The organism is Flavobacterium sp. RSP49, assembly GCF_003968735.1.
Taxonomy (GTDB): Bacteria; Bacteroidota; Bacteroidia; order Flavobacteriales; family Flavobacteriaceae; genus Flavobacterium.
Map to the genome: position 1 here is coordinate 48,135 of NZ_RYDN01000007.1, position 24,177 is coordinate 72,311.

Annotated in this window: 21 protein-coding genes, 2 pseudogenes and 1 riboswitch; of the genes and pseudogenes, 14 read left to right on the forward strand and 9 right to left on the reverse strand. The window is 36.0% G+C overall.

Features of this window, described 5'->3' with window-relative positions; genetic code table 11:
• Nucleotides 1–3: 3 nt before the first annotated feature.
• Nucleotides 4–336 carry a 2TM domain-containing protein gene (locus EKM02_RS05695; RefSeq protein ID WP_126452960.1) on the reverse strand — a complete coding sequence of 111 codons (333 nt, stop codon included), beginning with the start codon at nt 334–336 and terminating at the stop codon, nt 4–6.
• 238 nt (nt 337–574) lie between these two features.
• On the opposite strand from EKM02_RS05695, the gene EKM02_RS05700 reads away from it, so the two are divergent.
• Nucleotides 575–871: an isoamylase early set domain-containing protein gene (locus EKM02_RS05700; protein WP_126452963.1), complete on the forward strand. Its 297-nt coding sequence runs from the start codon at nt 575–577 to the stop codon at nt 869–871.
• 22 nt (nt 872–893) lie between these two features.
• On the opposite strand, the gene EKM02_RS05705 is transcribed toward EKM02_RS05700, so the two are convergent.
• From EKM02_RS05705 to EKM02_RS05725, 5 genes are all read right to left on the reverse strand, one after another.
• On the reverse strand, nt 894–1,718 hold the full coding sequence (locus EKM02_RS05705) for a thymidylate synthase (RefSeq protein WP_126452966.1): 825 nt from the start codon (nt 1,716–1,718) through the stop codon (nt 894–896).
• Nucleotides 1,719–1,731: 13 nt separating this feature from the next.
• Entirely contained in the window at nt 1,732–3,036 is a 1,305-nt protein-coding gene (locus EKM02_RS05710; protein WP_126452969.1) for a metal-dependent hydrolase family protein, read from the reverse strand.
• Nucleotides 3,037–3,189: 153 nt separating this feature from the next.
• On the reverse strand, nt 3,190–3,819 hold the full coding sequence (locus tag EKM02_RS05715; protein ID WP_126452972.1) for a bifunctional nuclease family protein: 630 nt from the start codon (nt 3,817–3,819) through the stop codon (nt 3,190–3,192).
• Between the two features lie 138 nt (nt 3,820–3,957).
• Nucleotides 3,958–4,938 carry an electron transfer flavoprotein subunit alpha/FixB family protein gene (locus tag EKM02_RS05720; protein ID WP_126452975.1) on the reverse strand — a complete coding sequence of 327 codons (981 nt, stop codon included), beginning with the start codon at nt 4,936–4,938 and terminating at the stop codon, nt 3,958–3,960.
• A gap of 102 nt (nt 4,939–5,040) precedes the next feature.
• Nucleotides 5,041–5,787 carry an electron transfer flavoprotein subunit beta/FixA family protein gene (locus EKM02_RS05725; RefSeq protein WP_126452978.1) on the reverse strand — a complete coding sequence of 249 codons (747 nt, stop codon included), beginning with the start codon at nt 5,785–5,787 and terminating at the stop codon, nt 5,041–5,043.
• 224 nt (nt 5,788–6,011) lie between these two features.
• On the opposite strand from EKM02_RS05725, the gene EKM02_RS05730 reads away from it, so the two are divergent.
• The 5 genes from EKM02_RS05730 to EKM02_RS05750 all read left to right on the forward strand — a co-directional run bounded on the left by EKM02_RS05730 (nt 6,012) and on the right by EKM02_RS05750 (nt 13,729).
• Nucleotides 6,012–7,079, forward strand: a complete 1,068-nt coding sequence (locus EKM02_RS05730; protein WP_255416277.1) for a pyruvate dehydrogenase complex E1 component subunit beta — start codon at nt 6,012–6,014, stop codon at nt 7,077–7,079.
• 221 nt (nt 7,080–7,300) lie between these two features.
• A complete protein-coding gene (locus EKM02_RS05735; RefSeq protein WP_126452981.1) occupies nt 7,301–9,787 on the forward strand; it encodes a DUF5686 and carboxypeptidase-like regulatory domain-containing protein in 2,487 nt (828 codons plus the stop codon).
• A gap of 99 nt (nt 9,788–9,886) precedes the next feature.
• Entirely contained in the window at nt 9,887–10,489 is a 603-nt protein-coding gene (locus EKM02_RS05740; protein ID WP_126452984.1) for a DNA-3-methyladenine glycosylase family protein, read from the forward strand.
• Between the two features lie 107 nt (nt 10,490–10,596).
• Nucleotides 10,597–11,127 carry an inorganic diphosphatase gene (locus tag EKM02_RS05745; protein ID WP_126452987.1) on the forward strand — a complete coding sequence of 177 codons (531 nt, stop codon included), beginning with the start codon at nt 10,597–10,599 and terminating at the stop codon, nt 11,125–11,127.
• Nucleotides 11,128–11,239: 112 nt separating this feature from the next.
• Nucleotides 11,240–13,729 carry a sodium-translocating pyrophosphatase gene (locus tag EKM02_RS05750; RefSeq protein WP_126452989.1) on the forward strand — a complete coding sequence of 830 codons (2,490 nt, stop codon included), beginning with the start codon at nt 11,240–11,242 and terminating at the stop codon, nt 13,727–13,729.
• 118 nt (nt 13,730–13,847) lie between these two features.
• On the opposite strand, the gene EKM02_RS05755 is transcribed toward EKM02_RS05750, so the two are convergent.
• Together EKM02_RS05755 and EKM02_RS05760 are read right to left on the reverse strand one after the other, a co-directional pair.
• Nucleotides 13,848–14,462, reverse strand: coding sequence for a deoxynucleoside kinase (locus EKM02_RS05755; protein ID WP_126452993.1), 615 nt, complete (start codon nt 14,460–14,462; stop codon nt 13,848–13,850).
• On the reverse strand, nt 14,462–15,253 hold the full coding sequence (locus tag EKM02_RS05760; protein WP_126452996.1) for a hypothetical protein: 792 nt from the start codon (nt 15,251–15,253) through the stop codon (nt 14,462–14,464). The genes EKM02_RS05755 and EKM02_RS05760 overlap by 1 nt, the downstream gene beginning before the upstream one ends.
• Nucleotides 15,254–15,367: 114 nt before the next feature.
• Here EKM02_RS05760 and EKM02_RS05765 point away from each other — a divergent pair, with 114 nt between their 5' ends.
• On the forward strand, nt 15,368–15,694 hold the full coding sequence (locus EKM02_RS05765; protein ID WP_234423156.1) for a hypothetical protein: 327 nt from the start codon (nt 15,368–15,370) through the stop codon (nt 15,692–15,694).
• Nucleotides 15,695–15,912: 218 nt separating this feature from the next.
• Here EKM02_RS05765 and metK read toward each other — a convergent pair whose 3' ends face one another.
• Entirely contained in the window at nt 15,913–17,163 is a 1,251-nt protein-coding gene (metK, locus tag EKM02_RS05770; protein ID WP_126452999.1) for a methionine adenosyltransferase, read from the reverse strand.
• A 750-nt stretch (nt 17,164–17,913) separates the two neighbouring features.
• Here metK and EKM02_RS05775 point away from each other — a divergent pair.
• From EKM02_RS05775 to EKM02_RS05805, 7 genes and pseudogenes are all read left to right on the forward strand, one after another.
• A complete protein-coding gene (locus EKM02_RS05775; RefSeq protein ID WP_126453002.1) occupies nt 17,914–18,123 on the forward strand; it encodes a hypothetical protein in 210 nt (69 codons plus the stop codon).
• 232 nt (nt 18,124–18,355) lie between these two features.
• Nucleotides 18,356–18,463: riboswitch (SAM riboswitch) on the forward strand.
• A gap of 78 nt (nt 18,464–18,541) precedes the next feature.
• Complete coding sequence (locus EKM02_RS05780) at nt 18,542–19,504, forward strand: alpha/beta fold hydrolase (RefSeq protein ID WP_234423157.1); 963 nt, start codon at nt 18,542–18,544, stop codon at nt 19,502–19,504.
• An 18-nt stretch (nt 19,505–19,522) separates the two neighbouring features.
• Nucleotides 19,523–21,937 (forward strand): bifunctional aspartate kinase/homoserine dehydrogenase I, encoded by a 2,415-nt coding sequence (thrA, locus tag EKM02_RS05785; protein WP_126453008.1) that lies wholly within the window; start codon nt 19,523–19,525, stop codon nt 21,935–21,937.
• Nucleotides 21,938–21,971: 34 nt separating this feature from the next.
• Complete coding sequence (locus EKM02_RS05790; RefSeq protein WP_126453011.1) at nt 21,972–22,400, forward strand: OsmC family protein; 429 nt, start codon at nt 21,972–21,974, stop codon at nt 22,398–22,400.
• Nucleotides 22,401–22,542: 142 nt separating this feature from the next.
• Nucleotides 22,543–23,715, forward strand: coding sequence for a trans-sulfuration enzyme family protein (locus EKM02_RS05795; RefSeq protein WP_126453014.1), 1,173 nt, complete (start codon nt 22,543–22,545; stop codon nt 23,713–23,715).
• A 66-nt stretch (nt 23,716–23,781) separates the two neighbouring features.
• A pseudogene (locus tag EKM02_RS05800) lies at nt 23,782–23,883 on the forward strand (PLP-dependent transferase); the annotation flags it as partial.
• 66 nt (nt 23,884–23,949) lie between these two features.
• Nucleotides 23,950–24,051, forward strand: a pseudogene (locus tag EKM02_RS05805) (PLP-dependent transferase); the annotation flags it as partial.
• Between the last annotated feature and the right edge of the window lie 126 nt (nt 24,052–24,177).

Here is a 24,177-nt window from a genome sequence, read left to right on the forward strand (position 1 = left end):
CTATTATTTAGGTTCGTCATTTGCTATTTTGGATTGTAGCTGCTCTATTTTCCTTTGTTGCAAAACTACAAGTCTGTCAATTTGTTCTCTTTCCCAATCTTTATTCATAAATCGATCCGTGATAAAAATTTTTATAAAATGCAAAATAAAAAGGAATAGCCATATTGTAATAATCCAAAGATACCAATACGAGACTACCGTACTGTCAAGGAAATTATGAGCAACAAATAGCAATAAACTTCCCAAAACAAAAAGAACAAAATGAAAATATAATCGTTTCTTTTGTTTTATTCTTCGTCTTGCATATTCATATTGTTCGTGTAATTCTTTTTCCATCGCCCTGATTTTAGTTTATAAAGGTAAAATTTATTTTGCAAAGTCACTATTTTGCTTCGGGATTATTTCACCAGAAAACGTTTTCTGATTTTTGAATAGTAAATTTACAATCACTTAAATTATTGAATTTATCAAAAATTAACATAGTTTACGGTATTCCATTAAAACTTTACAAGGGCTATTGAAACTTCAATATATTTCATTTACTTTGTTTTATAAACCTATAAATGAATATGTTATGCCGATTAAAAAACAATTTATAAAAACAAAGCCAGTTTGTAAAGTTACTTTTTCAGTAGCGGCAAAGGCAGCAAGTCATGCTTCTGTTGTGGGTGATTTCAATAATTGGAATGTTGCTGAAGGGGCTTTAAGCAAATTAAAAAACGGAACTTTCAAGGGAGTATTTGATCTAGCCAAAGACGCTGCTTACGAATTCAAATACGTTATCGACGGAGTATTTGTCAATGAACCAGAAGCAGATTCTTTCAAATGGAATGCGTTTGCTGGAAATGAAAACGGTGTTTTAGTAGTATAGCTAAACACCGTTTTTTATTATTTTATACCGCAACACTTCCTTTTATCGTGGCATGAGGTTCATAGCCTTCAAGGGTAAAATCTTCAAAACCAAACGCAAAGATGTCTTTTATATTGGGATTTAAAATCATTTTTGGTAATGGTTTTGGCTCACGGGTCAATTGCAATTCCAGTTGTTCAAAATGGTTGTTATAGATATGTGCATCGCCAAAAGTGTGAATGAATTCACCAGGTTCTAGATCACAAACCTGCGCAATCATCATGGTGAGTAACGCATACGAAGCGATATTAAAAGGAACTCCTAAAAAAATATCAGCGCTTCGCTGGTACAACTGACAAGATAGCTTACCCCCAGAAACATAAAACTGAAAGAACGCATGACAAGGCGGCAAGGCAACTTTATTGTTACTTACATTTTCGTCAAATGATTTTGTCGTGTCAGGCAGAACCGATGGATTCCATGCTGAAACCAGCATTCTGCGGCTGTTAGGATTCGTTTTTAACTCTTTAATTAATTCCGATATTTGATCAATTTCTTCACTATTCCAATTGCGCCATTGGTGGCCGTAAACAGGCCCTAAATTTCCATTGGCATCAGCCCAAGCATCCCAAATTTTAACGCCGTTTTCTTGAAGATACTTAATATTTGTGTCTCCTTTTAAGAACCAAAGCAATTCGTAGATAATGGATTTTAGGTGTAGTTTTTTAGTAGTTACCATCGGGAAACCTTCATTTAAATCAAAACGCATTTGGTAACCAAAGACACTTTTTGTCCCGGTTCCCGTACGATCTCCTTTTTGACAACCGTTTTCCATTACGTGTTGTACTAAATCTAAATATTGCTTCATTGTCTATATGATTCTATTGTGCGGTAAGCGGTTGTTCGTTTTTATATACTTTTCCGTCCTTCATTACAAATACGACCTTTTCCAGAGTTTTGATCGCATTCAAAGGATTTTCATCCACTGCAATGATGTCTGCCAAAAAGTTTTCTTTGATTTGACCTGCTTCATTTTCAAGCCCTAATAACATAGCATTCGTAATCGTTGCTGATTGTATCGCGGCTAATGCAGGCATTCCGGCTTCAACCATATACCCAAATTCTTTTGCATTTGTACCATGAGCAAAAACGCCGGCATCAGTTCCAAAAGCAATTTGGACTCCTTTTTTATACGCCTTGGCAAAAGTAGCTTTCAGTTGTGGGCCAACTTCTCTGGCCTTTGGAACTACGATGTCAGGATAAAAACCAGTAATTTCTGCATTTTTTTCTACTTCTTTTCCAGCCGTTAAGGTAGGAACTAAATAAGCATCGTATTTTTTCATTAATTCCATTGTCTCTTCACTCATAAAGGTGCCGTGCTCAATGGTTTTTATACCGCCCAATATGGCTCTTTGCATTCCTTCGTCGCCATGGGCATGGGCAGCGGTGAGCATGTTGTAATCTTTGGCTGTTGTGGTGATGGCTTTAATTTCCTCTAGAGAGAACTGCGGATTTTTACCGCTTTTTGCCACGCTCAAAACACCACCTGTAGCTGTAATTTTAATAACATCAGCTCCTTCTTTATAACGCTCTCTCACTGCTTTTACTCCTTCTTCTGGAGAATTGATTACGCCTTCATGTGGACCTGGATCGCCTACCAGTTTTCGGTTGCTTCCGTTAGTAGGATCTGCATGACCGCCTGTTGTAGCAATTGATTTTCCGGCAGTAAAAATTCGGGGACCTTTTACGATTCCTTTATTGATGGCATTTCTTATGGAGATATTTACTCCGGTTCCACCTAAATCCCTCACCGTAGTGAATCCGGCTAGAAGAGTGATTTCGGCACATCGAACGGCTTGAAATGCAACATCAGCTTCGTTGTCTATATATTTTGACATGTAGCTCTTAGTGTCATGTTCGCCTTCTATGTGAACATGTAAGTCAATAAGACCCGGTAAAACATATTTGTTTTTCAGGTTGATCTCAATGTCTTCAGGCTTGACTTTAGCGATAAAACCCTCTTGTACTTTTGTAATTTTGTTTTTAGAAACAATGATCGTTTGGTTTGTTAATTCTTTACCTGATAGTGTATTTAAAATTTTTCCACAATGCAGATAATAGTCTTGGGATGAGGCAGCTGAACAAATAAATAATGTTGCGAGAAGTAGAAAGTGGTTTTTTTTCATAGCTTATTTTTATCAATTTTATAAAAGAAACATGGTACTAAGTGTTTTTGGTGAATTTAAGTGTATTTATTCAAAAACAAGCGATTCAATCCTTTGAAATTTAGTAACAATCTGATTTTATTTCAATCCTACGGAAAGTAAAAATGGGTACAATTACAGTTCTCTCTTTGAGATTTCATCTCTAATTTTTGCGGCTTTCTCATAATCTTCGTGCGACACGGCTTGATCTAACAATTCATTTAATTCCGGTAGACTGTGTTTAGAATAGGTTTCTCCGGATTGATTGCTTTCTTCTTCACGACCAAAAGTGTCCGGATTAGAAAGTACATCGTCAATTTCCTGCGAGTCTTTATTAGGATCTAAAGGATTTGATTTTAAATAAATTCCGGCTTTGTCCAGAATGTTTTTGTAAGTGAATATAGGTGCGTTAAAACGCAATGCTAACGCAATGGCATCTGAAGTTCGGGCATCAATAATTTCTTCAATTTTATCCCTTTCGCAAATGATACTCGAATAAAAAACACCGTCCACAAGTTTGTGAATAATGACTTGTTTGACTACAATGTCAAATCGTTCTGCGAAGTTTTTGAACAAATCATGGGTCAGAGGACGTGGTGGTTTTATTTCTTTTTCCAATGCTATAGCGATGGATTGGGCTTCAAAAGCACCAATGACAATGGGTAATTTTCGTTCTCCGTCAACCTCATTCAAGATTAATGCGTAGGCTCCGTTTTGAGTTTGACTGTATGAAATTCCTTTTATAGATAGTTTAACTAAGCTCATAATTGATGTAATGGGAAAGTACGAGGTACTTTTTTTAATAAAAATCAAGCAGCAATTATAAAAAAGAAATGCTACTTAAAAGCAAAGATACAAATATCTTATTTTTAAGTAGCATTTAAATTAATGGGATGCTATAATTTATGAATTCTGAGCTTTGAAAGCTTTAAACTTCTCAATCAATTGCGGTATAATTTCAAACGCGTCACCTACAATTCCGTAATCCGCTACTTTGAAAAAAGGCGCTTCGGGATCACTGTTGATGACCACTTTTACTTTAGAAGAGTTGATTCCCGCAATGTGTTGAATCGCTCCTGAAATTCCAATTGCAATATAAAGGTTTGTAGCTACCGGTTTTCCTGTTTGCCCAACGTGTTCTCCGTGAGGTCTCCATCCTAAATCAGAAACTGGTTTTGAACAAGCAGTTGCAGCGCCAAGAACAGTTGCTAACTCCTCTACCATTCCCCAGTTTTCCGGACCTTTCAATCCACGTCCAGCCGATACTACAATATCCGCATCAGCTATTGAAACTTTTCCAGAAACTTTTTCAACTGATTCTACTTTTACACCAAAATCAGCTTCTCCAATATTTGGGTTAAAATCTTCCTCGGTTAATGTTGAAGGTGTTTCAAAAACTCCATACGAGTTTTTGGCAAGCCCAAGTACCTTTACGTCTGTGGCAATTTCAGTGATATTGAACGCTTTGTTTGAAAAAGCATTTCTTTTTACTTGAAAAGGCGACGTTGAAACTGGTAATCCAACCACATTTGACGCATAGCCGGCTTCTAAAGCTACTGCAACAAGTGAGGAAAGATAAATACTGTCTGTAGTGGATGAAAGTAAAACTAACTTTACGTTTTCTTTTTGGGCGGCTTGTTTGATCACATCAGCGTATGCTTTTGCAGTAAACCCGGATAATTTATCGTTGGTTACTTTTAATACTTTGTCTACTCCGTATTTTGATAATTCAGAAACATCCCCAGCATTTACGGTTACAGCCGTAACAGTGGTTCCTAGACTTTCGGCTACTTTTTTTGCATAGGAAGCCAATTCGAATGCTACTTTTTTAAATTTTCCTCCCGAAGCGTCGGGAGCGTATTCCGCGTATATTAATATTGACATGATTTTTTTATTTTAGTCTTAAAGTTTAAAAGTCTAAAGTCAAAAAGGGAAATTAGTGTAAACTTCTATTCATTTGACTTTTGACATTCCGCTTTATGACAGTTAGATTACTTTTGCTTCGTTATGTAATAAATTGATTAATTCATCTAAATTGTCAGCAGCAATCAATTTTACGGCTGATTTAGGAGCTGGTTTTTCAAATTTTACTGCTTTTGTATTCACAGCAGCGTCAACAGGCTCCAGTATTGTTAATGCTTTTGTTCTTGCAGTCATGATTCCTCTCATGTTTGGAATACGCAAATCTTTTTCTTCCACCAAACCTTTTTGTCCTCCAATGATTAATGGTAAAGTTGTAGCAACGGTTTCTTTTCCACCATCAATTTCACGAACTGCTTTTACATTAGTTCCATCAACAGTAAGACTTGTACAAGAATTAAGGAAGTTGTATCCTAAAATCCCGGCTATCATTCCAGGAACCATTCCGCCATTATAGTCTAAAGACTCTTTTCCGGCAATGATTACATCGTAACTTCCGTTTTTAATTACTTCAGCAAGTTGTTTGGCTACGAAAAATCCGTCAGTAGGAGTTGCGTTCACACGAATGGCTTCGTTAGCGCCTATTGCCAGCGCTTTTCTTAAAGTAGGTTCGGTTTCTGGACCTCCAACATTTACAACAGTAACCGTTGCGCCTTGTTGTTCTTGGAACCAAATAGCGCGTGTCAAACCAAATTCGTCATTTGGATTGATTACATATTGAACTCCATTGGTGTCAAATTCAGAATCGCCGTTGACAAAGTTAATTTTTGAAGTAGTATCAGGAACGTGACTGATGCAAACTAATATTTTCATACTGATATATTTAATTATTCGTAATTTCTTTTACAAATTTAAAATATTAATTTGAATAATATACTATGCATGCATAATATTTTACAGAACTACTACGTTTTCGTAGCCCGGATAGCAGCGGCATCCTTCTTGTGGCTCCTTTAGCCACAGGAAGATACAGCGGAGAGCCGGAAATAGCTCCTGAAAATTATCGCTATAAATCCTGAATTAATTTAGAGTAATTTATGCTTTTAAATGATATTAAATATTTATTTTTGCTTTTCGAAAATTATCCTTCGACTGCGCTCAGGAGGACAAAATATAAAAAAAATATGAGAACGATACAATTTAGAGAGGCCATTTGCGAAGCGATGAGTGAAGAAATGCGTCACGATGAGTCCATATACTTAATGGGTGAAGAAGTTGCAGAATATAATGGTGCCTACAAAGCATCTAAAGGTATGCTGGCTGAATTTGGCGAGAAAAGAGTCATTGATACTCCTATCGCTGAGCTTGGTTTTACTGGTATTGCAGTAGGATCAGCCATGAATGGATGCAGACCGATTGTGGAATACATGACGTTCAATTTTTGTTTAGTAGGTATTGACCAAATCATAAATAATGCTGCCAAAATGCGTCAGATGACGGGTGGACAATTTAATGTGCCAATCGTTTTTCGTGGTCCAACAGCTTCGGCAGGACAATTAGGAGCAACGCACTCACAAGCGTTAGAAAACTGGTTTGCGAATACTCCGGGTCTTAAAGTGGTAGTTCCCTCTACGGTTTATGATGCCAAAGGTTTGTTGAAAGCGGCTATTCGTGATAACGATCCTGTGATTTTCATGGAATCTGAACAAATGTATGGGGATAAAGGTGAAGTTCCAGATGGCGAATATGTAATTCCGCTTGGAGTTGCTGATATCAAGCGTGAAGGTACGGATGTGACAATTGTTTCTTTTGGAAAAATCATCAAAGAAGCACACATTGCCGCGGATGAATTAGCCAAAGAAGGAATTTCTTGTGAAATTATCGATTTGCGAACTGTACGTCCTATGGATTATGAGACGATTTTAACATCGGTTAAAAAAACAAATAGATTAGTAGTTCTTGAGGAAGCATGGCCTTTTGCAAGTGTGGCTTCTGAAATTACCTATATTGTTCAAGAACGTGCTTTTGATTTCTTGGATGCGCCTATTCAACGCATTACGACTGCAGATACGCCAGCGCCGTACTCTCCGGTTTTATTGAAAGAATGGTTGCCTAATGCTGGTGATGTAGTAAAAGCGGTTAAAAAAGTACTGTATAAAAAATAGTCAGTTGGAATCGTTTGAGTTGGAATAAGGGCTAATAACCCGTTTTTTAATAATCAATTAATCCTGCGGTCTTAATTAACTATATTTGAAACTTCATCAATTCTTTAATTTGATGAAGTTTTTTTTTGAATGACTATGAAAGCGCCATGACAGAAGCTGTCTCAAACACCAATTAAGATCTGGCGATACCATATTCCTACAAAAACAAATATTATCTACATATGAAAAAGAATCTCTTATTGTTTCTGCTTTTGTTGTTGGTCTCAGCAACTACTAGTTTTGCGCAAACAAAAGTGAGTGGTGTTGTGGTTGATAAATCCAACCTGCCCATTCCATTTGCCAATGTAGTTTTCAAAGGTTCCAGTGAAGGAATTGTGACTAATGAGGACGGTAAGTTTTACCTGGAATCCAAAAAAACATATACTACTTTACTCATATCCTCCGTTGGGTTTTCTGAAAAAGAAATTTACTTAGATAAACCGGTAAATTATAATTTCAAAATTCAGTTGAATGAAGCCGAAAGTTTAAACGAAGTAGTGGTTTTTGCCGGAAAAACATCAAAAAAGGACAATCCTGCGCTCGATATTCTGAGGAAAATCTGGGAAAGGAAACGTAAAAACGGGTTGTATCAGTTTGACCAATACCAGATGGAAAAGTACGAGAAAATAGAATTTGATATGAATTCTATTGACAGTGCTTTTATGAAAAGCAAACTTTTTAAAGGGATGGAATTTATATTCGATCAAATGGATACGTCCCGAGTAACCGGGAAAACCTATTTGCCTATTTTTATAAATGAATCACTCCATGATGTTTATGGAGACAACAAATTAAATAAGGTAAAAGAAAAAATTAAAGCCAATAAAACGTCCGGATTTGATGGAAATCAACAGATTTTATCTTTTATAAAAGACTTGTATTCAGATTATAATATCTACAATAATTACTTGACTTTTTTTGACAAAAGCTTTACAAGTCCGCTGTCTAAAACAGGAATTGATGTCTACAATTATGTACTGAAAGACAGTTCGTATATTGATGATAAATGGTGCTATAATATTGTTTTTTATCCAAGACGAAAAAACGAATTGACTTTCAAAGGAGATTTTTGGGTGAATGATTCCACATTTGCCATCAAGAAAATCAATATGGCAGTGACCAAAAGTGCCAATATCAACTGGGTAAAAGATATTTACTTAGAGCAGGAATTTGAAGTAGTCAGTGACTCGGTTTTCTTGTTGACCAAGGATTATTTGATGTCTGACTTTGCTTTGAACAAAAAAGAAAATTCGAAAGGTGTTTATGGAAAAAGAACTAGTTTTTACCGGAACCATCAGTTCAATACAGAATTGCCTGTTGCTTTTTATAAAGCCGAAGTCAATTATATGGATGACGAAGTCTACAATAAATCCGAGGAATATTGGAATGAAAACCGTTTTGAAAACTTAAGCAAGGATGAATTGGGCGTTTATAAAATGCTTGATACCCTGCAAACCGTAAATAAATTCAAACAATTGTACAGCTTAGTATCCATACTAGGAAGTGGTTATGTGGAGTTTAATAACTTTGATTATGGACCTGTTTTTTCTACATTTGGATACAATGAAGTAGAGGGTGTACGGTTGCGAGTAGGAGGAAGAACCTATTTTGGTCCTAACGATCCTTGGCGCATTCAGGCGTATACTGCGTATGGGTTTGATGATGATAAATTTAAATACGGACTTTCCGGAAAATGGATGGTCGACAAGAAAAATAGGATCATTTTATCCGGCGGAAATAGGCGAGACATTGAACAAATAGGAGCCAGTTTAACTACTACAAATGATGTTTTAGGCCGAAGTTTTGCTTCGTCGTCCGTATTCTCATCTGGCAGTAACGGGAAGTTAACCAACATCAATTTGACTAATGTTGCCATAGAAATGGAGCCAGTAAAAAACTTGACTTTTCAGGCTGGGATTTCGTATCGTACGCTGGAGTCTGCATCGCCTACTTTTAGCCTGGATTATTATACCAACATAGCCAATTTAGCTACTAAAAGTGATGTAAAACAATCCGAAGCGAACATTCAGATCGAGTATTCTCCAAAGCGAAAAACGATTGGTTTTGGGGTTGAAAGAAGCAATGTTGACAGTCCTTTTAGTCGTTTTTTTATTAATTACAGCCATGGATTCAAAGGGCTTTTGAACAGTAATTTCAAATATGACAAAGTACAATTATATTACAAACAGCCTATAGTTATTGGTCCATTGGGGCGAACCAATATTATTATGGAAGTAGGAAAAACTTTTGGAACAGTTCCGTTAGGATTGATAAATGTGATTCCGGGAAATCAAACTTTTTTCACGATTGAAAACACCTTCAGTAATCTTAATTTCTATGAATTTGTATCGGATCAATATGCTACTTTACAGTGGAATCACAATTTCAACGGGCGTCTTTTTTCCAGAATACCGTTCATGCGCAAACTCAATTGGAGAGAAATTATATCCGTAAAAGGGGTTTATGGAAGCATCTCTGATGAAAACAGAGCTATTAATGCTTCGGGTTTAATTTACAATGCACCTGAAAAAGGCTATTGGGAATACAGTGCTGGTATTGGAAATATCTTCAAAGTATTCCGTATTGATTTCGCCTGGCGAGGCAATTATCTCAACGTGCCGGAAACGAATCGTTTTACTGTAAAAGGGTCGTTTGGGTTCAGTTTTTAGGAGCTATTCCGGCTGTACACTATATCTTTTTATAAGGCGAATAAAAATCGCCTTATAAAAAGGATGCCGTTTCCATCCGGGCTAAAAAAACATCAGATTATGCAAGAAGCCATCGACTACCTTTTAGAAAAAGATGCTATTTTCAAAGCAATCATTGAACAATACGGAATGCCTGTTATTCCCAAAAGACCGCAAGGTTTTGAGACTCTGGTATTGTTGGTTTTAGAGCAACAAGTATCGATAGAGTCCGCTAAAGCTACTTTTTTGAAAATAAAAACTACTCTAAAAACGGTAACACCGGAAATTCTTGTTCTCATATCGGATGCTGAGTTTAGGAATCTTGGCGTAAGCCGTCAAAAAACGTCTTATATCAAAGCTTTGGCGACAGCCTTAATAAATAAAGAACTTGATTTAGAAAGTTTGCCAGCCAAAACGGCTCTGCAAGTGCGCGAAGAACTCATCAAAATCAAAGGGATAGGAAACTGGACCATCGATATTTATTTAATGTTTTGTCTGCAAGAGCCTGATTTATTGCCATTAGGCGATATTGCCGTTGTACACACAATCAAGGAATTACTGAATATTCACGACAAAAATGAGATGCAAGTTCATACGTTGAAATGGAGTCCGTATCGCTCTTTTGCAACCTATCTTTTATGGCATCATTATTTAAAGAAAAGAAATAGAACCGTTTTTTACTAAAGTGCTGTTTCTTAAAATTTAATCAAGAGATAACATAGATTTTTCATTGTTGAAAGGGATTCTTTACTTATTTTTGCAACCATAAAATATAGAAAAGAAAAACTAAAATGACTGCAGACAAATTAACAACTTTCGATGTCTTAATCGAAATACCAAGAGGAAGTAGAAATAAATACGAATATGATTTCGAAATAAAAAGAATGCGTTTTGACAGAATGTTATTCTCGTCAATGATGTATCCTGCGGATTACGGATTTATTCCGGAAACATTAGCCTTAGACGGCGATCCATTAGATGTATTGGTTTTGGTAAACGAACCTACTTTTCCCGGTTGTGTTATGGAAGTAAAACCCATTGGTGTTTTCCACATGGCGGATGATAAAGGACCGGATGAAAAAGTTATCTGTGTACCGGTTTCAGATCCAATCTGGAATTCATTGAATGATCTGTCAGACATGAATCCACATTTATTAAAAGAAATTGAACACTTTTTTCAAGTGTACAAAGATCTTGAAAACAAGAAAGTAGATGTAGGCGGCTGGGGAGATGTAAATGAAGCCTATGCAATTATCGCAGAGTGTACGGAGCGATTTAATCAAATTGAGAATAAACCAGAGGGATTGTTTAGTATTAAATAATTTTACGTCATAATTTTTACAAAAAAAGCAACATTCTGTTAAGAGTGTTGCTTTTTTTGTTTAAATTCGTTTTGTTACACTATTAATTTTAACCAAAAACCAAACTAAAATTATGAATACAATTATGATTTATTTGCCTATTGCGATGGCATTTATTGGACTGGCATTTATGTTTGCTAAAAGAAAATGGGTATTAAAACAGGATCCGGGTGATGGTAAGATGAAAGAGATTTCGGATTACATTTACGAAGGAGCCTTGGCTTTCTTGAAAGCAGAATATAGGTTGTTGACGTTCTTTGTCATTGGAGCCAGCATAGTTTTAGCCGGAATTTCTTTTTTCGTTCCTACTACACACATATTAATAGTGGTTGCTTTTGTTTTTGGTGCTTTTTTCTCGGCTTTAGCTGGGAATATGGGAATGAAAATTGCAACAAAAACCAATGTTAGAACCACACAAGCCGCCCGTACCAGTTTGCCTCAAGCCCTAAAAGTTTCTTTTGGCGGCGGAACCGTAATGGGATTAGGGGTTGCGGGATTGGCTGTTTTAGGATTGACCACTTTCTTTATTTTCTTTTTTCACTTCTTTATGAACGGCGTTTGGGAATCTGCCACTATTGATGGAATTACAAGAACACCATCAGAATTAATGACAATTGTTTTGGAAACATTAGCCGGATTTTCTCTTGGAGCAGAATCTATTGCCTTGTTTGCAAGAGTTGGTGGAGGAATATACACTAAAGCGGCCGATGTTGGAGCTGATTTGGTAGGGAAAATAGAAGCTGGAATTCCGGAAGATGATCCCCGTAATCCGGCTACAATTGCGGACAATGTAGGGGATAATGTAGGCGATGTTGCCGGAATGGGAGCTGATTTATTTGGTTCTTATGTCGCAACCGTTTTAGCGGCCATGGTTTTAGGAAATTATGTAATCAAAGACATGGGCGGAACTATTCAAGATGCTTTTGGAGGAATAGGACCTATCTTATTGCCAATGGCAATCGCTGGTTTTGGTATTTTATTTTCGATTATCGGAACAATGGTGGTAAAAATTACAGATGATAATGCAAAAGAAGCGCAAGTGCAAAGCGCTTTAAATAGGGGAAACTGGCTTTCAATAGGATTAACCCTTATTGCCTGCTATTTTTTAGTACAATACATGTTGCCACAAACCATGAAAATGGATTTTTTTGGAGAAGGAACTAAAGAAATTTCATCCATGCGTGTTTTTTATGCTACAATTGTAGGTCTGGCAGTAGGTGGACTCATTTCGTCAGTAACTGAGTATTATACAGGATTGGGTACAAAACCTGTTATGGCAATTGTTCAAAAATCTTCAACTGGAGCAGGAACAAACGTAATTGCAGGATTGGCAACCGGAATGATTTCTACGTTTCCAACGGTTTTATTATTTGCAGCTGCAATTTGGACTTCCTACGCATTAGCAGGATTTTATGGTGTGGCTTTAGCTGCTTCAGCGATGATGGCAACAACGGCCATGCAATTGGCAATCGATGCTTTTGGACCCATATCGGATAACGCCGGTGGAATTGCTGAAATGAGCGAATTGCCTAAAGAAGTACGCACAAGAACCGACATTTTAGATGCCGTAGGAAATACAACAGCAGCAACGGGAAAAGGATTTGCTATCGCTTCGGCGGCATTAACATCACTAGCTTTATTTGCTGCGTATGTTACGTTTACCGGAATTGACGGAATCAATATTTTCAAAGCGCCCGTTTTAGCGATGTTATTCGTGGGTGGCATGATACCTGTAGTTTTCTCGGCATTAGCGATGAATTCTGTCGGGAAAGCCGCAATGGACATGGTGTATGAAGTACGTCGTCAGTTCAGGGAGATTCCCGGAATTATGGAAGGAACCGGAAAACCGGAATATGCTAAGTGTGTTGATATTTCGACGAAAGCTGCATTGCGCGAAATGATGTTGCCGGGAATATTGACAATTGGTTTTCCAATTGCAATTGTTTTGCTTGGCAAATTAGTTTACGGAGACAACAACCAGTTAATCGCCGAAATGTTAGGGGGTTATATGGCTGGTGTTACCGTTTCTGGTGTGCTTTGGGCGGTTTTCCAAAACAATGCCGGTGGTGCGTGGGACAATGCTAAAAAATCTTTTGAAGCGGGTGTTCTGATTAATGGTGAAATGACCTATAAAGGTTCTGATGCGCATAAAGCGGCCATTACTGGCGATACTGTTGGAGATCCGTTCAAAGATACTTCTGGACCATCAATGAATATTTTAATTAAATTGACGTGTTTGATAGGACTTGTTATTGCACCAATTTTAGGTAGTGGCAATCATACATTGGCTAATAAAGCCGCATGTTGTGCTGTTTCTGAAATGTGTATATCAATGTCTAAAGAAGAGTGTCTTGCTAAAGGATGTGACAGTAAAACGTGTAGATTTATGAATGCTTCCGCAGCAGTAACTGAAATGGTTTCGAAAAAAGTTACGATCGAAAAAACCAATGTTGATGGAGAAGTAAAAGCGACTATTAAAACTAATATTAACGGAAAAGAAAACATTCAAAGTTTTGAAGGAACTGATGCAGAAGTTCAGGCTAAGATTGATGCTTTAAAGTAATCAATATCTTGTAAATAAAAAATGCCTCGCAATTTAGACTGCGAGGCATTTTTTGTTTTTATGTATTTTATCACCAGTTTCTACTCCCTCTCCTTCGGAGAGGGTTGGGGAGAGGATTCTAAAACAGCCCATTCAATTCAGCATCAATTCTATTAAAAATAGTTCCTAAATCTTCGGGATTATCAACAAAATTCATGTTATCCACATCAATAATTAATAATTTTCCTTTGTCATAGGTTTGAATCCAGCCTTCGTAGCGTTCGTTCAAACGACTCAAATACTCAATGGATATTGAGTTTTCATATTCACGGCCGCGTTTGTGTATTTGTCCAACTAAGTTAGGAATAGAACTCCTTAAATAGATCAATAAATCAGGGGCTTTAACCGTAGATTCCATTAATTCAAAAAGAGACGAATAATTCTGGAAATCGCGATTGGTCATCAAACCCATTGCATATAAATTAGGAGCAAAAATATGGGCATCTTCATAAATAGTTCGGTCCTGAATGATTTTTTTGCCACTTTCACGAATTTGCATCACCTGACGGAAGCGACTATTCAAGAAATAAATTTGTAAATTAAACGACCAACGTTCCATTTGATGGTAAAAATCATCTAGGTACGGATTGTCTACTACGTCTTCATAATGTGGTTCCCACTTAAAATGTTTCGCTAATAAGCGTGTCAAAGTTGTCTTTCCAGAGCCTATGTTTCCTGCTATTGCTATGTGCATTACGGTAGTATGATTTTATAATTTGTAATTCCTTCAGCTGCAAAAATAGATAAAATTTGGTCTTTGTAATAGAATTTTTTAAAGCTTTTTTCAGCGATTTTAATTTCAGTTTTTTGGTTTTTTTCCAAATCCTGCAAAATTAAAATCCCATTTTTAGAATAGATGATCTGATTTTCATTTATAATTTCAATCGAGTCAAAATCAGAAACTTTTTCTTTGTTTGCTATTTTGCCAAAAATATCGCAAGTGTACCAGTTGTTTTTACCGTCCATCCAATAGAAGATGTTGAAATCTGAAGCGTAATTCTTAATACTTTCTGTAAAAGGAACTGAAATAGTTTTGTAATCCTTGTTCAAATAATCATATAATCCCAGTTGCTGATTCATACTGTTGTAAACCCACAACTGATTTTGAGCAGCAATACCAATTGCAGTGGCTACGATTGGAATTGTATTTTCTGAAAAATTGATTTTCTGAGTTTCATTCAATTGATTGTCCAAGATGATAACTGTATTGAAATTTTCGTAAAATAAAACAATTTTCAAAGGGTTATGCAAATCTATTTTTGTAATTCTACCCAAAGAAATATTTTTGTATTCTAAAGTATTCCGTGTTCCAATTTTAGAAAAAACATTGTTATGGATGGTGTAGTAAAAACCAAATGAATCATAACCTAAAAACGCATCTCCATCAAAACGAATAGAATCGATTTTAATGGCTGTTAGTTTTTGGTTCTGACTAAAAACTACTGAAAATGAAGCGATAAACAGCAATAATATTACTTTTTTCATACAGCGAAATTACAATTAAACGGTATATAATTTTGATTGTTTTATTATTATTTTAACAGAATACTTGTAACAAAAATAGTATTTTTCACTCTTATTCATTAAAACCCAATAGTTATGTATAAAGTAATTTACGCAATAATAGTAACAATTGCATCGTTTTTGGGGCTTCGCGCTCAGGAATTTCAAGGAATGGCAGTGTATGAATCAAAAAGCAGTACCTCCGATTTCAAAACACGAATGGAAGGCAATAAGGATATGACTCCTGATATGCAAAAAATGATTGACGAAAGAATGCAAAAAATGTTCGAAAAAATATTCATTCTTAATTTTGATAAATCGGCATCAATTTATAAAGAAGAAGAAAAACGGAACGCTCCCGGTCAAGGCGGTGGCGTAATGCGAATGATGTCGTCTATGACTGGCGGTGGCGGAACGTATTAAAAAAGGACTCGAAATTTGAGTATAGAATACAGGCAAATAACCTTTTAAATACGAGATCAAGATTAAACAACTCCTTTAGCGTAAATGGCTTTAATGCGAATGAAACGATTATTTTACCACGATTTGTGACCTTTATTTTAAAGTACAATATATAGCCAAATTAAAAAAGGGATTTTGACTGAACAAAATCCCCTTTTTCATTTTAAATCTGTACTGAATTACAATCCAAAAGCAACTTTTACTTGATCTACAAAATCTAATTTTTCCCAAGTGAATAAATCAACAGTAACCGTTTTGGTTAATCCGCCTGGTGCAGAAAAAGTTTTGGTTACGGTTTCTGGAGTACGTCCCATGTGCCCGTAAGCAGCAGTTTCGCTGTAGATTGGATTTCTTAATTTCAAACGTTGCTCTATAAAGTACGGGCGCATGTCAAAAATAGCTTCTACTTTTTTAGCAATTTCTCCATCGGTTAAGGTTACTTTTGAAGTCCCATAAGTTTCTATAAAAATCCCCATTGGTTTAGCAACACCAATTGCGTAGGAAACCTGTACTAAAATTTCGTCAGCAACACCTGCTGCGACTAGATTTTTAGCAATGTGACGAGTAGCATAAGCCGCACTTCTGTCTACTTTACTAGGGTCTTTACCAGAGAATGCACCACCACCGTGAGCACCTTTTCCACCGTAAGTGTCTACAATAATTTTTCTACCTGTTAGTCCAGTATCTCCGTGAGGTCCTCCAATTACAAATTTTCCGGTTGGATTGATGTGGTATTTAATTTGATCATTAAATAAATGAGCACTCGCTGGATTTTTTGCAATAATTCTTGGAATCAAAATTTCGATGATGTCCTTTTTGATTTTTGCAAGCATCGTAGCTTCTTCGTCAAAATCATCATGCTGTGTTGAGATTACAATAGCTTCAATTCGAGTTGGCTTGTTGTCATCACTGTATTCTAACGTCACTTGAGATTTAGCATCCGGACGCAAATAGGTGATTTCGTTATTTTCACGTCTTAAAACGGCCAATTCTTTTAATAATTTATGAGATAAATCTAGTGCCAAAGGCATGTAATTTTCTGTTTCATTTGTTGCGTAACCAAACATCATTCCTTGATCACCAGCACCTTGCTCTTCAGGATTTGCTCTATCAACACCTTGATTGATGTCAGCAGATTGTTCGTGTATAGCAGAAAGAATACCACAAGAATCCGCTTCAAACATGTAGGCGCTTTTGGTGTAACCAATTTTCTTGATTACATCGCGAGCGATTTGTTGCACATCTAAATAGGTATTTGATTTTACTTCACCTGCCAAGATTACTTGACCTGTAGTTACTAAAGTTTCGCAAGCTACTTTTGAGTCAGCATCAAATGCCAAAAAATTATCAATTAATGCGTCTGAAATTTGATCTGCAATTTTGTCTGGATGTCCTTCGCTTACAGATTCTGACGTAAATAAATAGGCCATAATTATTGTTATTTTTAAATTAAGCGAGAAAAAATAATTGCTAAAAAGGACTAAAGAAGAGTTTCTGCTTTAGCATTTTTTCTACTGAAAAACGTTCAGTACTCATAATGAATTTGTTTCATTATGAAGAGGTTGCAATCAGTTCAAATTTTTCCTCTTGTATTTGATTGCAAATGTATGAAACCATTTTGAATTGCAAATTAATCTTTTGTTTTTTTTGAGGATAAATATTTTTCGGGTTCTAAATTATTAAGAAAAAATAATATTTAAAATAGTTTCGCTATTATTTTCTTAAACTTATTTGGATATTTAAAAAATAATTTGCAATTTTGAAATTCTAATAAAGTAAAAATGAAATTTAATATTTGTAATATGTTTAAGGTCGCACAGGAAAATTCCTGAGGGTTGCTTATTGCATAATTTAAATCAAATTATATATCAAAAGCTTCCCGGATAACGGGAAGCTTTTTTTTTGAATAGTAATAAACAGAATAGATTTTTTAGTCACAAAAAGCCTCGATGAATAACCTAAAAAGCCAAAAAATAAATAACGCAACAGTCAATAACATGATTTGTGTCAATGCCATTATGTGTATTCGCGGCTGTTGATTCCAAAAGTAAGTGTATAACTTAAAACCCTTTTGGATATGGATCTAAAAGGGTTTTTTGTTTTTCTGATTTTTTTCAAATCTCACAACAATTCATACAAGGAGACCAAAAATGAATATTAACACCTAAAACCTAAAAATTATGAGCACAACAAAGTATTTTACAAAGACATTTCGGTTATTAAAAAGTATTAATTTCAGAAATAAAAAAGAAAAGGAAAACGATTCTAAGAATGAATTGATTCATCCTAGATTTGAGATCTCAAAGAACGATGTTTTGGCACAAAAAATAGTACCTAATTCATTGCTTTTCCTAATGTATTCCCAAGAGAATGAAGCGCTTTTTATTTAATAAATCCGAATTTATTTTCGGTTTTGAGATTTTCAAAGGATGTTTAAAAGTGTTGTTTTGACGAAGTAAGAAAACGGGATGAGTATCCTCATTACTTCGTCAGAATAACAATTGCGTGTGAATTGTTTTTTGGATTTATGGAGCCCAAACAAATAAGCGAATCCACATAAAAATTTGGTTGTTACAAAAAATAATGCTTAATTTGCACTCATAAGTTCACAATCGTATTGAAATGTTATAAAGAAAGGCAGAGGGATTAGACCCGATGAAGCCTTAGCAACCCTTCGATTTATCGAAGAAGGTGCTGCATTCTACCACGCTCATCGTGGAAAGATAACACTAAGAATTAGTCTAGATAACACCTGACTTTCTTTATAATATTTCCAAACACAGATCAAAAATCATAAAAGATTTGCCATTGGAAAATAAACCAACCTCTATTACATTTCAAAATTTCACCACTAAAAGTGGCGCTTTTTATGCCGACTTAAACGTAAGTTTTCAAGTTTTTGGGCCAGAATTGCATACGGCACCAATTGTTTTGGTCAACCATGCTTTAACCGGAAATTCACAAGTTGTGGGCGAAAACGGTTGGTGGAATGATTTAATTGGAGCACACAAAACCATAGATACTACAAAATATACAATACTCGCATTTAATGTTCCCGGAAATGGTTTTGATGGTTTTGAGATCGAAGATTATTTAGATTTTACTGCCAGAGACATTGCCAGGATTTTTATTGAAGGGATTCGGGTTCTGGATATTAAAAAACTATACGCCATTATTGGGGGTTCTGTAGGTGGCGGAATTGCTTGGGAGATGGTCGCTTTAGAACCAAAAATCGCACAACATTTAATTCCTATTGCAACGGATTGGAAATCGACAGACTGGCTAATTGCCAATTGCTTTTTGCAGGAACAAATTCTCAACAACTCTTCGAAACCTATTGAAGACGCTCGCACTCATGCTATGTTATGCTATAGAACTCCGGAATCATTTGCTGCAAAATTTCAGCGAACCACCAATGAAGAATTGGGGATTTTTAATGTAGAAAGCTGGTTGCTACATCACGGCGAAAAATTGCAGAAACGTTTTCAAATTTCGTCATATAAAATGATGAATCAACTGTTGAAAACAATCGATATCACCAGAGACCGCACATCATTCGAAGAGATAACTTCAAAAATTGAAGCCGAGATTCATATTATTGGAATCAATTCCGACCTGTTTTTTACGGCAAATGAAAATAAAGCAACGTACGAGGAATTAAAAAAATATAAAAAGAGGGTTACCTATCAGGAAATAGTTTCCATCCACGGACACGACGCTTTTTTGATAGAGTACAAACAATTACACAATTTGCTTCAGGATATATTCTAAGCCAAAAAACAGAACACAATGAAAATATTGAAATTTGGAGGAAAATCGTTATCGAATGGCGACGGAATAAATAAGGTGGTTGCAATTATTATTGATAAAGTAAATCAAGGCGAGGAAATTGCTATTGTGGTTTCGGCGCGAGGAAATGCTACGGATGAATTAGAAGAAATTTTAAGTATTGCCGCTAAAAACGGAGTTTATAAACCTCTTTTTGATGATTTCAAAAAATACCAACAAGACGAATATCAAGATGTAGATTTGTCCGAAGAGTTCCATGTTCTGGAAAAATTATTCGAAGGAGTCAGTTTAATTGGTGATTACAGCAACAAAATAAAAGATCAGATTTTATCAAAAGGAGAACTACTTTCGGCAAAATTACTGACGGCAATTTTGGTCGAAAATGGGATAAATGCCCGTTTTGCAGATACTCGGGAATTGATAAAAACCGATTCGAAATTTGGTGATGCACAACCTTTGGAACAAATTTCGAAGAAAAATGTCATCAATTATTTCAAACAAAATAACGGAACAACCGTAAATATTGTTACAGGTTTCATTGGTTCAAACACAAATAATGACACGACCACTTTAGGAAGAAACGGCAGCAATTACACCGCTTCGTTGATTGCGAATTATTTGAATGCGGACGAATTACAGAATTATACGCACGTAGACGGAATTTATACCGCTAATCCGGATTTAGTAGTTGATGCAAAGAAAATTGACCATTTGTCGTTTAATGAAGCCAATGAAATAGCCAATTTTGGTGCGACGATTCTTCATGCCAAAACGATCATTCCTTTGTTGGAAAAAAACATTCCGCTTCGTATCTTGAATACGTTCAACCATGAAAATAAAGGGACGTTAATCACTTCCAATTCGAACAAGGAGGGGATTAAAACACTTTCGGTACTTGAAAATGTTTCGTTAGTGAACCTGGAAGGAAGAGGATTACTGGGAAAAACAGGTGTTGATGCCCGTATTTTCAGAGTGATGGGCGATAATGATATTAGCGTAAGTATCATTTCTCAAGGTTCGTCAGAAAGAGGAATTGGTTTAGTTGTTGCCACTGATAAAGCGACAAAAGCAATGATTGAATTAGAGAAAGAATTCGAAAATGATTTCTATTCGAAAGATGTAAATAAAATCACGGTGACGGATGATGTTTCGGTGATTTCTATCATTGGTCAGGATTTAAGTACTTTTCACAAGCCATACACGGCGTTGATAAAAAATAAAATTGTCCCGATTCTTTTCAATAATACCGTTACGGGTAAAAACGTGAGTTTGGTGGTCAAAAAATCGCAATTGAACAAAGCCTTAAACGTAATTCACGGAGAGATTTTTGGAGTAGCTAAGAAAATCAATATCGCTATTTTCGGACATGGATTAGTTGGTGGAACGTTGATTAACCAAATATTGGAATCGGCAGCAACTATCGAGAAAAGAAAAGATATCAAACTGAATGTTTTTGCAATTGCCAATTCAAGTAATGTACTTTTGAATAAAAATGGCGTTACTCCAAATTGGAAAAATGAAATCCAGAACAATGGCTTTTCTTATACTATAGATGATGTAATTGCCTACGCAAATGAGCATCACTTGGAGAATTTGATTGCGATTGATAACACGGCAAGTGCTGAATTTGTTGGGAATTATATAAAATTAGCTGAAAACAGTTTTGATTTGATTTCGTCTAATAAAGTGGCTAATACGTTAAGCTATAGTTTTTATAAAAAATTACGAAAAGTGCTGGCGGATAATCAAAAGAGTTATCTTTATGAAACTAATGTGGGTGCAGGATTGCCATTGATTGATACGATTAAATTATTGCACCTTTCAGGAGAAAATATCACGAAGATTAAAGGTGTTTTTTCTGGAACATTAAGTTATTTGTTCAATAATTTTTCATCAAAAGAGGCTTCGTTTAGCGAAATATTGAAGGAGGCCATTGACAATGGGTATACCGAGCCGGATCCAAGAGAAGATTTGTGCGGGAACGACGTAGGTAGAAAATTATTGATTTTGGCACGAGAATTAGACTTGCAAAATGAGTTTGAAGAAATTGATATTCAAAATTTAATTCCAGAACATTTGCGTGAAGGCGATGTTTCGGATTTCTTGAATAAATTGACCGAGTTTGATCCAATTTATGCTAAAATAAAAGCCGACCAAAAGCCCAATCACGTCCTGCGATACATAGGCGAATTATCGGGCGATTTGCAAAATGACAAAGGTAATCTAGAAGTAAAATTAGTTTCCGTACCTTCGGATACTGCTTTGGGAGGCTTAAAAGGTTCTGATTCTTTTTTCGAAATTTACACGGAATCCTATGGCGATCGACCAATCGTAATTCAAGGCGCAGGTGCAGGATCTGCGGTAACGGCGAGAGGTGTTTTTGGTGATATTTTGAGATTGTCGGATAAAGGGTAAGAATTTAAGATTGCAGATATAAAAAAAGTACAAGATGAAAATAACATTAAACAGAGTAAACGACAATTTCCACTTTGAATTAAAAAACGAGCGTGGTCACTTAGTAAACGTAGATAGCCGACCAGAATTTGGCGGAGACGATAAAGGCGCAAGTCCAATGGAATTAGTATTGATGGGTGTTGCGGGTTGCAGTGCGATTGATATGATTTCGATTTTGAAAAAACAGCGTCAGGAAATCACTTCTTTCAAAGCTGAGGTCGAAGGAGAACGGGTACAAGTAGGAGAAGCAAAACCATTCAAGGATATTACTGTAGTATTCTTTTTGGAAGGACCTATCAATGAAGAAAAAGCAGCGAGAGCCGCACAACTTTCTTTCGAAAAATACTGTTCGGTTTCTAAAACATTAGAGCCAACAGCAACCATACACTATAAAGTAGTTTTGAACGGAGTTGAATTGGTGTAAAGCTAAAATAGTCAACTTCTAAAACTTTAATTTTAAACAATAAAGAGCTTTTTTTTATAGAAAAATTATGCGGAAAAACTTTGTGAATCTCTGTGATTCCTTTGCGAATCTTTGTGAAACAACTCTTTGAAATCTAATAATAATGAACGATCAAGAATTTGGTTTTGAAACCTCAGCCATCCGTACCCAATTAGAAAGAACGCAATATTTAGAGCACTCGGTTCCTTTGTACTTAACTTCTAGTTTTGTATTTGAGGATGCCGAAGATATGCGTGCTTCTTTTGCCGAAGAGAAAGACAGAAATATATATAGCCGTTACAGCAACCCAAACACGAACGAATTTGTTGATAAAGTGTGTATAATGGAAGGTGCGGCAGCTGGTTTTGCCTTTGCTTCAGGGATGGCAGCAGTGTATTCAACCTTGGCAGCTTTATTGAAATCTGGAGATCATATTGTTTCTTCGAGTAGTGTTTTTGGAGCGACACATTCTTTATTTATCAATTATTTTCCAAAATGGAATATTGAAACCTCCTATTTTGATATTAATAAGCCGGAAACAATTGAAAGTTTCATCACACCAAATACAAAGATTCTTTTTGCGGAATCACCTACCAATCCTGCGGTTGATATTATCGATTTAGAACTTTTAGGAACGATTGCTAAAAAACATAATTTGATTTTGGTAATTGATAACTGTTTTGCAACACCTTATCTGCAACAACCTATAAAGTGGGGTGCGCATTTAGTGGTGCATTCCGCTACAAAGTTAATGGACGGTCAAGGTAGAGTGTTGGGAGGAATAACAGTTGGTGATGCTGAATTGATTCAGAAAATCTATTTGTTTTCTCGACTTACCGGTCCTTCTTTATCGCCTTTTAATGCTTGGGTATTATCGAAAAGCTTAGAAACCTTGGCGATTCGTTTAGACAGGCATTGTGAAAATGCGATGAAAGTAGCGGAGTTTTTAGAGCAGCATCCGAATGTGAATCGCGTGAAATATCCGTTTTTGAAATCGCATCCACAATACGAAATTGCTCAAAAGCAAATGAAGTTGGGCGGAAATATTGTTGCTTTTGAAATAAAAGGGGGGCTTGAAGCCGGAAGAAACTTTTTGGATAAAATAAAATTATGTTCTTTATCACCAAATTTAGGAGATACCAGAACAATCGTTACGCATCCAGCGTCTACAACACATAGCAAATTATCTGTTGAAGAACGTTTGTCGGTTAGTATTACCGATGGTTTAGTTCGTGTTTCAGTAGGATTGGAAACGGTAAAAGATGTAATCGCTGATTTAGAGCAGGCACTTTCGTAAAGTTCATAATGCTTGAAGCCATACAATAGTCCACGGTTTAAACCGTGGTCAATGTTGTTTATTTAAGAACGTTTGTCGGTTAGTATTACCGATGGTTTAGTGCGTGTTTCAGTAGGATTGGAAACCGTGAAGGATGTGATTGCTGATTTGGAGCAGGCGCTTTCGTAAAGTTCATGACGATTGAAGCCATACAATAGTCCACGGTTTAAACCGTGGTCAATGTGATTTATTTAAGAACGTTTGTCGGTTAGTATTACCGATGGTTTAGTGCGTGTTTCAGTAGGATTGGAAACAGTAAAAGATGTAATCGCTGATTTAGAGCAGGCGCTTTCGTAAAGTTCATAATGCTTGAAGCCATACAATAGTCCACGGTTTAAACCGTGGTCAATGTGGTTTATTTAAGAACGTTTGTCGGTTAGTATTACCGATGGTTTAGTGCGTGTTTCAGTAGGATTGGAAACC